The following is a 12170-nucleotide window of genomic DNA, read 5'->3' as shown; positions in this document are numbered from 1 at the left end:
GCTATCACTGACCATAACAGCGCAAAAGAACTGGAAGCAATCCGAGCATACCGCGCCCCGCTTTTAATTGAAGCGGATTATCTGGTGAACATTGCACTGGATAACGGTGCCGATATCGCGCCTTATCGTCAGTATCGCCAGCAATTACGCGATATCACCCAAACCTATCAAACGCTTAAGGATGTGGTATGGCCTCAAAAACCATTATTGCCGCAAGCGTCTGCATAATCGGGGGGCTGGCATACATGATTTATAAACATGGCTTGCCGCGTGGCGTTCGCAATAACAACCCGGTGAACATTGAGTTCAGTCCGACGAACGATTGGGAGGGCCAGCGCGGCTCAGATGGGCGCTTTGTGATCTTTAGTAATCCGGCGTATGGCTTTCGAGCTGGTGCGCGAGTGCTGAGAAGTTACCACCGCCAAGGCTACCGCACGTTAAGCCAGATGATTAACCGCTTTGCGCCGAGTCACGAGAATGACACCTCGAACTATGTTCGTAACGTCAGTAAGTGGTCGGGCATTGGTGAAAATCAAACGGTGGACGTGACCAACTCCGAACATTTAGCAACCTTGCTGCACTCAATGTCGCGGATGGAAGTTGGCCCGTTCTATACGCTCAAAATGGCGCGTAAAGGGGTAGAAATGGCATGACAAAGCAAGATGCCAAGAAGATTGCAGTAACCGTGGTGGGGGCTGTGCTGGCAGCCTACACTGTCAAGTATCTGAAAAAGAGTAAGTTATTATGAAGAAATTCCTGAAAGAGAAATTGAAAATTGACTTAGACCAACCATCAACCAAAAAAGGGATTGCGCTTGTTGGTGCGGGTGTTGCTTTAGCTACTGGGCATCCTGAATTGCTTACCGCGACTGTGACCGATACAGGGGGGCAATATGGGGGAATCATTGGCGTTACTTTACCGATGTTCCTTGGTGCTTGGGAGATGATCAGAAACGAGTTTAAGTAATGGAAGTTTATCAAGCACTAATCATTGCAGCAGTAACAGGGGGAGCTTCGAGTATTGCAACTGTAGCTGCTATCAAAGTTGATATTAAGTGGGTGAAATTGACTTGTGCGACATTGAAACATGAAATCGAGGAGTTGGAACTTCGAATCAGGAGCTTAGAGTTAAAAAAGATTTGATTATGACCCAATAACCCATTTTCTGATGAAGCTAACAAGAGGGTTAAGGGTGATTGTTAACACTTGGCACTTTTACTATGCATTGCGCTTCTATGAGGTAGTAGTCTGTATCACTCGCATAATCATGATTTTTTGATTGCAAACACTACTGTTATTGGTTAAAAAGGAGGCACGGGGAATGTGATTTATCACGTTCCTTTCTTTTTTTGTATTTGTCTTGTGTTTTTTATCACAGGGATTATAATACGCCGCCTTTCCAATGTGGGCTAAAAATTAACCTCCATCTAACTACTTGTTATTTGGTGGTTTTTTATTTGAGGCGTGTTGCGAAGGGGTTTTTGTTATGTGAATTTTAAGTTAAATTTTGATGTATATCACCGATTTACCTTGAAGTTTACTGTCAATAGGTTTATTTTTGGTTATGGAAATTAAACGATTGACTCGTGACGAAATTTAGCATAGTTCGAAGACCAGTACCCGTTTAGGTCTTAATCCTATAAAAAATAATAATAACTCTATAACTAGCGAAGCACTCCGCCAAGTACTCGGTAGTACAGTTAGAAAGTTGATTTGTAAATAGTTACTTTAGACGCACCTCATACTAATCAGGATACTTATCATGAATGGGAATAACTCATCGTTTAGGCCATATCAATTTGTAATGCTGTTTTTAGCTCTTGGAGTTATGCCTGCATACACAATGTTTATGTTATCGATGATGTAATACCCCCAAACCATGCAACTGCTCAATATGTGAGCTGTTGAGGCGCAAATGCGATATTTGTGCCATAGCTCCGTTTACATTTACTATGTCTTTGATTATATTGGCTGAGTGGGAGAACCCTGCTCGGCTTTTTGACGTTTCTTGAGCTTAAATCATTTGACATAGGAGATAGAGTTATTAGCAGTGAAAGCAGTGTCCGTAGTGATATGTCGGCTCAAAATACCGCGATTATTGTACTTTTGTTTGGTGCAATTTTGACTGGTTTTGGCACCATTACAAATCACTTGAATGACAAGCTAGATGAGACCCAGAAGTTGGTTTATGATCTTGATAAAGCTATGGCGGTAGCGCAGCAAGAATCAAGCTTACTAAAGAGTCAAAATGAAAGCCTGCAAAACAAAGTAGATAAACTCTTAGAAGAGCAGCGATCTAAGCGTCGCGACTAATCTAGTGAAAGAATAAGTCTATTTACAAATCAATTTTAAATTTTAGCCACTGTCTATTCAGTGGCTTTTTTTTTAGTATTTCTCTGCAAGCCGATGAGGAAACAGTTGAGTGTAGACTTGCCACAAAATGTTGATGTTGCGGTGACCGGTTACTTGTGCGACTTCTTCAATAGAAAAACCTTTCTCAAATAATCTGCTAGCCCCTTCTCTTCTTAAGTCGTGATACCTTAAGTCATTAATCCCGAGTTCGTTACGTACTCGCTGAAATCCTGCAGAAACACTTCGAGGGTTGTAAGGGAAAATGAATTCACTCTTCTTTGGTTGATTGAGTGCGATATCAAATGACTCACCAAGTAACGGAACTAGCATGTGGTTGCCGGCCTTTTTTCTTGGGTCTTTTCTATCTCTAACTACAATAGTCCTATTATCGTGATCTAAATCTTCCCATCGTACATTGCACACTTCACCGATACGCATACAGGTCAAAATGCTGAAATCCAAAATATCAATAAACGGTATGCGTGTTTTGCCATTTGGTCGAAAGTCCTGACGCGCTTTAAGGCCTTCTCTGAGTTTGTCTAGCTCTGTTTCAGTAGGGCGCCGGGTTCGCTTTTGGCTTTTACCTACGAGTCCCATATCGATCAGTACGGGAACGGCTTCCTCAAAAATTGAGTAGTTGGAATTGATATTAAAAACAGGAGTAGCCTTTTTCATGACAGAACGTAAGTAGGCGATGTCATGGTAAACCGTGGCGGGTTTGGCTCCGGCAGATCTTCTGTTTCGACAGTGTTCTATCAGGTCACTTGTTTTTAATTGGTTGCTGTCAATATTAGCTATATCGCAATCCCTTAGCATTTGGATGACATAGCGTTTAGTACGACCAGTTTTATCCCATAAATCAGCATCATTCATATATCGGTCAAGTAGTACCCCTAGGGATACTGAATTGTTAACCGGTCCCCCCTGAGATTCTAATTCCAGTACTCGGTTACGACCAAAAGTGCGAGCTAGATCCTTTTTCCTGAAAGTTTTCGATTCACGATGTATAATCCGCGAGTTCTTTTTTACGAAAACAGTTGCTTTGTACCGCAGTTCGCCGCTTTTGAGTTGTCGTTTTTCTACCGTGAAAGATGCCATTTGTCCTACTCTGCCGGGGGTACTATGAGGGGTACTGTAGAACGAAATTCAAGCAATTTCAACGATATTACAGGTAATTCAAAATGACATTAAATGTTGATAAACATCAGGAAACTAGCGGCGTTGCTGGTGATTACCCCTCTTGCCGTTTCTCTGTGGCACCGATGCTCGATTGGACGGATCGTCACTGCCGCTATTTCCATCGTCAGCTGAGTGAACATGTACAGCTGTATACCGAGATGGTAACAACAGGCGCGATTATTCACGGTAAGGCAGACTACCTGGCTTATAATGAAGAGGAACATCCTCTGGTACTTCAGTTGGGTGGCTCGAACCCGGCGGACCTTGCCCATTGCGCCAAGTTGGCTCAGGAGCGTGGTTACGACGAGGTGAATCTCAATGTTGGTTGTCCGTCAGACCGTGTACAGAACGGTCGTTTTGGAGCTTGCTTGATGGGAGAAGCTGAGCTGGTTGCCCAGTGTGTGGCATCGATGCGTGAGGTGGCTGATATTCCTGTTTCGGTAAAAACCCGTATCGGCATCGATGAACAGGATTCTTATCAATTCCTGACCGATTTTATCGGTACTGTCAGCGAGAAAGGCGGTTGTCGAGACTTTACTATCCATGCCCGTAAGGCTTGGCTAAAGGGCTTGAGCCCGAAAGAAAACCGTGAGATCCCACCTCTGGATTACCCGCGTGTTTACCAGCTGAAGAAAGATTTCTCCCACCTGACCATGGCAATTAATGGTGGGGTGAAGACAATGGAAGAGATTGAAGCCCACTTAGAGTATCTTGATGGTGTAATGGTTGGTCGTGAGGCTTATCAGAATCCTTACCTGATGGCGGAGATCGATCAGCGCCTGTTTGGCAGTGATAAACCAGTGAAAAAGCGTCGCGAAGTGGTCGAAGCTATGTTCCCGTACATTGAGCGCCAGTTGGCAAACGGTACGTATTTGAACCATATTTCTCGCCATATGCTGGGCCTGTTCCAGAATATGCCGGGGGCTCGTCAGTGGCGTCGTCATATCAGCGAAAATGCCCACAAACAAGGTGCTGGTATTGAAGTACTTGAGCAGGCGTTAGCTAAAATTCCTGCTCATCTTGATGTTTAATTCAGGTGGCTAATCTCGCCATTATAGATGGTGAGAATAACTAAAAATAAATAGCGCGCACAGGCAACTGTTCGCGCTTTTTTTGTATCTGATTGAAAAATATAAATTTGAAATATATTCATCATGTTGGCCTGGTTTGTGCAAATTTATTGGTTTGTGCAAATTTAACTGATAAGTAAAGTCGAAGCAGAGAGAGGACAGAAGATGATCGAATTCTTATTTGTACTGGCGTTTGCCTTTGTGCTGGTGTTTACCGGTGTTAGTTTGGTGGGCATGCTGTTTGCCGTTTTTGCTGGCTTTGTCGTGATGGCGCTGGCTGGCATGATAGGTATGATGCTCAAGTTATTGCCGTGGCTGATTGTGATAGCTGTTGTGGTGTGGCTGTATAAAGAACGTAAATCAGAGCAGCGACACTGCCGACATTATCGCCGTAGGTAATTAGATGTTGGTAGGGACAATCGCTGAAAAATTCTTGTCGGGAATATTGATTTTGTGCTGGAGATAATAAGGCAGAGAATGAAATGCAGTTTTTTTGTACGGCATCTGGTATAGTCTTCGCCGATTTGAAAATTCTAACAAAGAGCGGAGACTCGGCATGAACAAATTGACTATTTCTGCGGTTGCTGCGGCGGTTGCTTTGTCAGCGGCAGTACCGGCGCAGGCAGCCACGCTGTTAGGCGTAAAGGCTGGTGCAGACGCATGGTTTGCTGATGCTAAGATTAACAGTGCCAGTAACAGCGACAGCGATACTCACAAATCATATTACGTTGCGCTTGAGCACTTTATCCCATTGGTTCCCAATGTGCGTCTTCGCTATGCTGATGTCGATGCCGGAACGGTATCATTCGGCCAGACTGATTACACCGCGTATTACGAGATTTTAGATAACGATGCGATTGCGTTCGATATCGGTGTCACCCTGTCTAAATTCAATGCCGGTAAGTTCGTAGGCGAGAGCTTCAGCGAATGGCAGCCAAACCTATACGGTAATGTTGAGGTTGGATTGCCAATGACGCCAGTATCTGTATTTGGTGATCTGAACTTCGGTAACTATGACGGTACGAGCACAGTTGACGGCCAGGCGGGTGTGAAGTGGACGCTTCCTCTTATTGCTGCCGATCTTAACTTGCGTGCAGGCTACCGTGTGATGGACTACGACTTTGACTTTATCAAGCAGAGTGAAGGAAAAGTGAAGTTGGACGGCTGGTTTGCCGGTGTGGAAGTTGATTTCTAAGTCTTTGCTTTAAAATAGAAGATAATAAAAGCCACGTTTTTACGTGGCTTTTTTGTTGCCTGTTTTTGGTTTTTTGTACCATTTTTAAAAGTGATACAACTATCAGGAAATGGGCGGATGACATTAACTGAACTGAAGCGTTTATATGCCAATAGTGAAATAGTGGAAGCGGTTATCGAGCCTTCGATTCAGGCTAATGGCTGGATCGTCGAGTTTCGCCATCGTCGCGGGGGCTTCGTGCCACTAACCGACGGTGCCGGTAGCGAGAAGTGTTACCGGGATATTGATACCGCGACCGAACGGGCTTTTGAAGTCGGTTTCCACCAGGTACGCATTGCTGATACCTTTTAACATCATGCGTGATTGTCCCGGCTTAATACCAGGTTAGGCCGGTTCCGTTTTATGCTTTTATACCTTACTAAAAGTTATAAAACATTCTTATCTATTCTTTCTTGTTATTTCCTTGAGTCGCTAATCTAACACTACGCAATGTATAGGGATCGTCGTGTCATGTTACTTAAGGAACTCTCGGCTATAGCCAGTCCGCTCAATGATCAGCAAATCAGCCAGCTGCAACAGGCCGCAGCAGAATTAACGCCACAACAGATGGCGTGGATCAGCGGTTATTTTTGGGGGCTAAGCCAAACTCAGCCTGCAGGGCAGTTACAACCGGCCCAGCAACCTGTGGTGGCAGCCCAGCCTGCAGGTAAACTCACTATTATTTATGCTTCTCAGACGGGGAATGCCAAGGGGGTTGCCGAAGCCTTGAAAGAGGAGGCGGGTGCCGCTGGTATTGCCGCTGAACTTTTTTCTGCCGGTGACTATAAAGGTAAGAATCTGGCAAAGGAGAGCCATGTCATCATTGTTGCTTCTACCCATGGTGAGGGTGAGGCGCCGGATGATGCGATTGAGTTGCATGAATTCTTACAATCGAAGAAAGCGCCGAAGCTGCCTAATCTCAAATATGCCGTGATTGGCCTGGGTGATTCCAGCTACGAGTTTTTCTGCCAGACCGCAAAAGATTTCGACGGTTTCCTTGGCAAGCTTGGTGCTGAGCCGATGTTACCGCGCCTTAATTGTGATGTTGATTATGATGCCCCGGCTGCCGAGTGGTGTAACCAGGCCCTGGATAAGGTTAGGGAAACGTTATCTGTTGGCGATGCCGAGGTCGTCCAGCTACCTGTTGCGAATACTCAGCAGGCGGTGTCTGCCTATTCCAAGCAAAATCCTTATCAGGCAGCCTTGCTAACCAATCAGAAAATTACCGGGCGTAGCTCGGGTAAGGATGTTCGCCATATCGAAATTGATCTGGAAGGAGCCGGATTGAGTTACCAGCCGGGCGATGCGCTGGGGGTGTGGTATGAAAATGATCCGGCTTTGGCTGATGCTGTGGTTACTCGTGTTGGCCTTGACGGTTCGGAGAGCATCGAAATTGATGGCGAATCCTTGTCTTTGAAACAGGCATTGATCAGCAAGTATGAGATCACGGTTGCCAATCCGCAGTTAGTTACTCAGTTTGCAGAGCTATCCGGCAGTAAAAAACTGGCCAAGCTGGTGGCAGATAAAGACAAGCTACGCCGTTATGCCGGCCAGACCCAGCTGATTGATGTGCTGGCCGAAAAGAAAACCAAGTTGACGGCTGAGCAGCTTACCGGCTTGCTACGTAGGCTGACCCCGCGTTTGTATTCCATTGCTTCCAGTCAGGAAGAGGTCGGCGAAGAAGTGCATCTGACCGTTGGGGTTGTGGAGTACGGCAGTGGCGATGAAATTCGTCAGGGCGGCGCATCGGGTTATTTATCACATCGCCTGGAGGAAGGGGGCAGCGTAAAAGTCTTTGTTGAGGGTAATAATAACTTCAAGTTGCCGTCGGACGATAATACGCCGGTGATCATGATAGGTCCCGGAACCGGTATTGCTCCTTTCAGAGCTTTTGTTCAGGAACGAGAGAATCGTAGCGCCTCAGGTAAGAACTGGTTGTTCTTTGGTGATCGAACGTTTACGGAAGATTTCTTGTATCAGGTTGAATGGCAGAAGTATCTGAAATCTGGAGTTTTGACCCAGATGGATGTGGCATTTAGCCGAGATCAGGCCGAAAAAGTCTATGTCCAGCACCGAATCTTGGAGCATGCAGCGCAAGTGTGGAAGTGGCTGCAGGATGGGGCTCATATTTATGTCTGTGGTGATGCCAATAAGATGGCGAAAGATGTCCAGGAGGCACTGGTCACCGTGGTTGAGCGACAAGGTAAACAAAGCCGCGAACAGGCGGAGCAGTATCTTAGCGAGCTGCGTAAGAGCAAGCGTTATCAGAGGGATGTGTACTAATGAGCGAGCTGAAATTATCAGATAACGAACGCCTGAAACGAGAAAGTAATTTTCTACGAGGTACGATTGTCGATGACCTGAATGACCGCATTACCGGTGGGTTTACCGCTGATAACTTCCAGCTGATCCGTTTTCATGGTATGTACCAGCAGGATGACCGTGATATCCGTACCGAACGCGCCAAGCAAAAGCTGGAACCGCTGCATAATGTGATGCTGCGGGCACGGATGCCGGGCGGGATTATCACACCAAAACAATGGTTGGCGATCGACAAGTTTGCCGAAGAACACAGTTTGTACGGTAGTATCCGCTTGACGACACGCCAGACGTTCCAGTTCCACGGGGTACTGAAGCCAAATATCAAGCTGATGCACCGGACCCTGAATCAGATCGGGATTGATTCAATTGCGACTGCCGGGGATGTGAACCGTAACGTTTTGTGTACTTCTAACCCCGTCGAGTCCACTCTTCACCAAGAAGCCTATGAATGGGCGAAAAAGATCAGCGAGCACTTGCTGCCGAAGACCCGTGCTTATGCCGAGATCTGGCTTGATGGTGAAAAGGTGGAAACCACCGACGAGGAACCGATCCTGGGCAGCACCTATTTGCCGCGTAAGTTTAAGACGACGGTGGTGATCCCGCCGCAGAACGATGTTGACATTCATGCCAATGATTTGAACTTTGTGGCAATTGCCGAAGGGGGCAAGCTGGTTGGTTTTAATGTGCTGGTAGGAGGCGGCTTGGCTATGACCCATGGTGACAAGTCAACTTATCCGCGCCGAGCCGATGATTTTGGTTTTATCCCGTTAGCGAAAACATTAGATGTTGCTGCTGCGGTGGTGACAACCCAGCGCGATTGGGGAAATCGCTCAAACCGTAAGAATGCCAAGACTAAATATACGCTGGATCGTGTCGGAGTTGATGTGTTCAAGGCTGAAGTCGAGAAACGGGCGGGGATTACTTTTACTGAGAGCCGCCCTTATGAGTTTACCGATCGCGGTGACCGTATCGGCTGGGTGGAAGGAATAGACGGTAAACATCATCTGGCGTTGTTTATAGAAAATGGTCGTTTGCTGGATTATCCCGGTAAGTCGCTTAAGACCGGAATGGCAGAGATTGCCAAAGTTCATACCGGTGATTTCAGGATGACGGCTAATCAAAATTTGATTGTGGCTGGTGTGGCTGCAAAGGATAAAGAAAAGATCGAAAAGATCGCCCGTGATCACGGCCTGATCGATGATGGTGTCAGCGAGCAGCGTAAAAATTCGATGGCTTGTGTCTCGCTGCCGACCTGTCCGTTGGCGATGGCTGAGGCGGAACGTTTCCTGCCGGGTTTTGTTACCGATGTCGAAGGGCTGCTGGCTAAACATGGGCTGGCAAAAGACGAGAATATTATTTTACGGGTAACCGGTTGTCCTAACGGTTGTGGCCGGGCGATGCTTGCCGAGATCGGCTTGGTGGGCAAGGCACCGGGGCGTTATAACCTCTATTTAGGCGGGAATCGTAACGGAACCCGGGTACCTAAGATGTACAAGGAAAACATCACGGTAGCTCAGATAATGGAAGAGATTGATGCCTTGGTGGCACGCTGGGCAACTGAGCGAGAAGATGGTGAGGATTTTGGCGATTTCACAATCCGTGCCGGGATTATTAAGCCGGTACTGGTGTCAAAGAGGGATTTCTATGCCTAAATTAGTGTTGTCAGAGCTGCGGCAACAGAGCAAAGTTGAGCAGATTTTGCAGTTGGCGGAAATCAATGCTGAACTGGAGGGGCTTTCAGCAGAATCACGCATCCGCTGGGCGCTGGAGCACTTGGATGGTGAGTTTGCGCTCGCATCAAGTTTTGGGATCCAGTCGGCTGTGATGCTTCATATGGTTACCCGAGAGAAGCCGGATATTCCGGTGATTCTGACCGATACCGGCTATCTATTCCCGGAAACTTATCAGTTTATTGATCTGTTGACCGAACGACTATCGCTGAACCTGCATGTCTATCGCTCAGAGCTGACCTCTGCATGGCAGGAGGCTCGGTTTGGCCGCTTATGGGAGCAGGGTGTCGAAGGGCTTAAGCAGTATAATCGTATCAATAAAGTCGAGCCGATGCGGCGGGCTTTGGATGAGCTGAGTATCGGAACCTGGTTTTCTGGTTTGCGGCGTGAACAGTCAGATTCGCGGGCCACACTGCCGATTTTGGCTATCCAGAATGGTTTGTTTAAGTTCCTGCCGTTGATTGACTGGAGCAACAGGGAGATCCATCAGTATCTGATACGACATGAATTACCTTACCACCCGCTTTGGGATCAAGGTTACATGTCGGTGGGGGATACCCATACGACCCGAAAATGGGAGCCGGGTATGAAAGAAGAAGATACTCGTTTCTTTGGCCTTAAGCGTGAGTGCGGGTTACATGAAGATGACGGTGAATACGGAGGTTCCGGGATTTGACCGCTTTTATTTCTATTAGGTGGAAACCTAGAAACTGAAAGTATAATGGAGAAAGTTTAAAAGCCTGAGTAGTCGCTAACTGCTCAGGCTTTTTTGTTGTATGGGAAATAGAACGCTGTAAATGTCTGCTAACTGTTCTTATTCAATTATTTACTTGTTTTTGACAGGAAGCAGGGAGTGTTCCGTTATTCTCCCTGCCGCGACAGTTTAGCTGGCTGGATTCCAAATCGTGCCGAGAGATTGCATTAGCCCGGCACTGGCTCCCTGATCGCCCAGGAACTGCATTACGATAGGCACAAACTGGCTTACCATGCTGGCATCCATTCCCAGGGCTGAAAATACCTGGTTGATGGTATCGATGTTGGTTAGCAGGCCACCCAGTCCCGGCGGGATAGCGGCACTGAGGGCATCGGCTCCGGGGATCATTTGGGTTAGCTCGGTAGCCTGATCGCCATTAAGTTGGCTTGATGCCAGTGATAATAGTGCTCCGGCACCGCCCGCGGCTTGTTCCGGGGTGACATCGAGCTGGCTGCTGAGTATATCGGTGAGCGGGTTGCTGGCGGTCGAGGCTTCGGGTTGTTTGTCATCACTGCCGCCAAATAGATCTGAGAGACTGAATGCAGAACTGCTGGCCGAGAAGATCAGGCAGCTAAACAGAGTGGTGATTGTGAGTAAACGACGGGTGAAACTGAGCTTACATGTCATGGCATTCTCCTTTGATTAGCGCGCTAAGCGTCCTTTGATTCACGTTTAAGCGTAGTGGGGAATGCTGCGTAAGTACCAAATTAAATTGAAATTATATGGTGTGTGACGCTTGGTTGGGGTATTGAGAGGAGATGTAGATGTTTGGTACGATAAAAAACGGTGCCTGAGCACCGTTTGATTTATTCTGTTTGACTTGGCCGTCTTACAGGATGTCTAGTAGTTCAACTTCGAATACTAGCGCTGCGTAAGGAGGGATTGCAGCACCTGCACCACGCTCGCCGTAAGCTAGGTTTTGAGGAATGTAAAGCTTCCACTTAGAGCCAACAGGCATCATTTGTAGAGCTTCAACCCAACCAGCGATAACGCCAGTTACAGGGAATTCTGCTGGCTGACCGCGAGATACTGAGCTGTCGAATACTGTACCGTCAGTTAGTTCGCCGTGGTAGTGAACACGTACTTGCTTGTCTGAAGTCGGGATTTCACCGTTACCTTCAACAAGAACTTCGTACTGAAGACCAGATTCAGTTACTGTAACTTCAGAACGTAGTGCGTTATCTTTTAGGAATGCTTCACCTTCAGCAGCGGCTGCTTTAGCTTGTTCCTGACGAACTTCTTCTGCACGAGTGTGGATTTCACGTAGTGCATTGTTGATTTCGTCAACTTCGATTTCTGGCATTTCACCAGTAAGTGAAGTTGCGATACCTTTAGCGATAGCTGCAACATTTAGGCCTTCAAGACCGCTTTGTGCTAGCTGCTGGCCCATTTGTAGACCGATACCGTAGCTTGCTTTAGTTTCAACTGTATCTAGTTTAATGTCAGACATGGTGTCATCTCTTTGTGTAGAGTGAATTTAAGCAGGCAGGATAACAGTTTAGACCCTTAGGGGTAAACTTTTGTGGCAAG

The 12170-nt window shown here is 46.9% G+C and carries 15 protein-coding genes; 12 read left to right on the top strand and 3 right to left on the bottom strand.

The genetic code is table 11. The features are described 5' to 3' along the window. The first annotated feature begins 3 nt into the window (after positions 1-3). From Q0852_RS20600 to Q0852_RS20580, 5 genes are all read left to right on the top strand, one after another. The gene (locus Q0852_RS20600) at positions 4-228 is read left to right on the top strand and encodes a phage tail assembly chaperone (protein WP_299021700.1); all 225 of its coding nucleotides are present in this window, start codon (positions 4-6) and stop codon (positions 226-228) included. Continuing rightward, a complete protein-coding gene (locus Q0852_RS20595) occupies positions 189-653 on the top strand; it encodes a virion protein (RefSeq protein WP_299021499.1) in 465 nt (154 codons plus the stop codon). The genes Q0852_RS20600 and Q0852_RS20595 overlap by 40 nt, the downstream gene beginning before the upstream one ends. Before the next feature lie 91 nt (positions 654-744). Further along, on the top strand, positions 745-966 hold the full coding sequence (locus Q0852_RS20590; protein WP_299021496.1) for a hypothetical protein: 222 nt from the start codon (positions 745-747) through the stop codon (positions 964-966). Further along, a complete protein-coding gene (locus tag Q0852_RS20585; RefSeq protein WP_299021494.1) occupies positions 966-1142 on the top strand; it encodes a hypothetical protein in 177 nt (58 codons plus the stop codon). The genes Q0852_RS20590 and Q0852_RS20585 overlap by 1 nt, the downstream gene beginning before the upstream one ends. Before the next feature lie 930 nt (positions 1143-2072). Continuing rightward, on the top strand, positions 2073-2312 hold the full coding sequence (locus tag Q0852_RS20580; protein ID WP_299021492.1) for a hypothetical protein: 240 nt from the start codon (positions 2073-2075) through the stop codon (positions 2310-2312). 72 nt (positions 2313-2384) lie between these two features. Here Q0852_RS20580 and Q0852_RS20575 read toward each other — a convergent pair whose 3' ends face one another. Then, entirely contained in the window at positions 2385-3449 is a 1065-nt protein-coding gene (locus tag Q0852_RS20575; RefSeq protein ID WP_299021490.1) for a site-specific integrase, read from the bottom strand. A gap of 83 nt (positions 3450-3532) precedes the next feature. On the opposite strand from Q0852_RS20575, the gene dusA reads away from it, so the two are divergent. From dusA to Q0852_RS20540, 7 genes are all read left to right on the top strand, one after another. Continuing rightward, a complete protein-coding gene (gene dusA, locus Q0852_RS20570) occupies positions 3533-4561 on the top strand; it encodes a tRNA dihydrouridine(20/20a) synthase DusA (RefSeq protein ID WP_299021487.1) in 1029 nt (342 codons plus the stop codon). Between the two features lie 204 nt (positions 4562-4765). Continuing rightward, positions 4766-4999, top strand: a complete 234-nt coding sequence (gene pspG, locus Q0852_RS20565) for an envelope stress response protein PspG (protein ID WP_299021485.1) — start codon at positions 4766-4768, stop codon at positions 4997-4999. Between the two features lie 157 nt (positions 5000-5156). Continuing rightward, complete coding sequence (locus tag Q0852_RS20560; protein WP_299021482.1) at positions 5157-5795, top strand: TIGR04219 family outer membrane beta-barrel protein; 639 nt, start codon at positions 5157-5159, stop codon at positions 5793-5795. A gap of 117 nt (positions 5796-5912) precedes the next feature. Then, positions 5913-6146, top strand: a complete 234-nt coding sequence (locus Q0852_RS20555; RefSeq protein ID WP_299021478.1) for a thymidylate kinase — start codon at positions 5913-5915, stop codon at positions 6144-6146. A 159-nt stretch (positions 6147-6305) separates the two neighbouring features. Further along, positions 6306-8117: an assimilatory sulfite reductase (NADPH) flavoprotein subunit gene (locus tag Q0852_RS20550; RefSeq protein ID WP_299021477.1), complete on the top strand. Its 1812-nt coding sequence runs from the start codon at positions 6306-6308 to the stop codon at positions 8115-8117. After that, positions 8117-9808 carry an assimilatory sulfite reductase (NADPH) hemoprotein subunit gene (cysI, locus tag Q0852_RS20545; RefSeq protein ID WP_299021475.1) on the top strand — a complete coding sequence of 564 codons (1692 nt, stop codon included), beginning with the start codon at positions 8117-8119 and terminating at the stop codon, positions 9806-9808. The genes Q0852_RS20550 and cysI overlap by 1 nt, the downstream gene beginning before the upstream one ends. Then, complete coding sequence (locus tag Q0852_RS20540; protein ID WP_299021474.1) at positions 9801-10562, top strand: phosphoadenylyl-sulfate reductase; 762 nt, start codon at positions 9801-9803, stop codon at positions 10560-10562. The genes cysI and Q0852_RS20540 overlap by 8 nt, the downstream gene beginning before the upstream one ends. A gap of 207 nt (positions 10563-10769) precedes the next feature. Here Q0852_RS20540 and Q0852_RS20535 read toward each other — a convergent pair whose 3' ends face one another. Further along, the gene (locus Q0852_RS20535; protein ID WP_299021471.1) at positions 10770-11267 is read right to left on the bottom strand and encodes a DUF2780 domain-containing protein; all 498 of its coding nucleotides are present in this window, start codon (positions 11265-11267) and stop codon (positions 10770-10772) included. A 202-nt stretch (positions 11268-11469) separates the two neighbouring features. Continuing rightward, positions 11470-12090: an FKBP-type peptidyl-prolyl cis-trans isomerase gene (locus tag Q0852_RS20530; RefSeq protein WP_299021469.1), complete on the bottom strand. Its 621-nt coding sequence runs from the start codon at positions 12088-12090 to the stop codon at positions 11470-11472. Positions 12091-12170: the final 80 nt, after the last annotated feature.

This window comes from uncultured Photobacterium sp., from assembly GCF_947502415.1.
In the GTDB taxonomy this organism is placed as follows: domain Bacteria; phylum Pseudomonadota; class Gammaproteobacteria; order Enterobacterales; family Vibrionaceae; genus Photobacterium.
The sequence above is the reverse complement of the archived record's forward strand: the minus strand, read 5'-3'. Positions and strand labels throughout refer to the sequence as shown.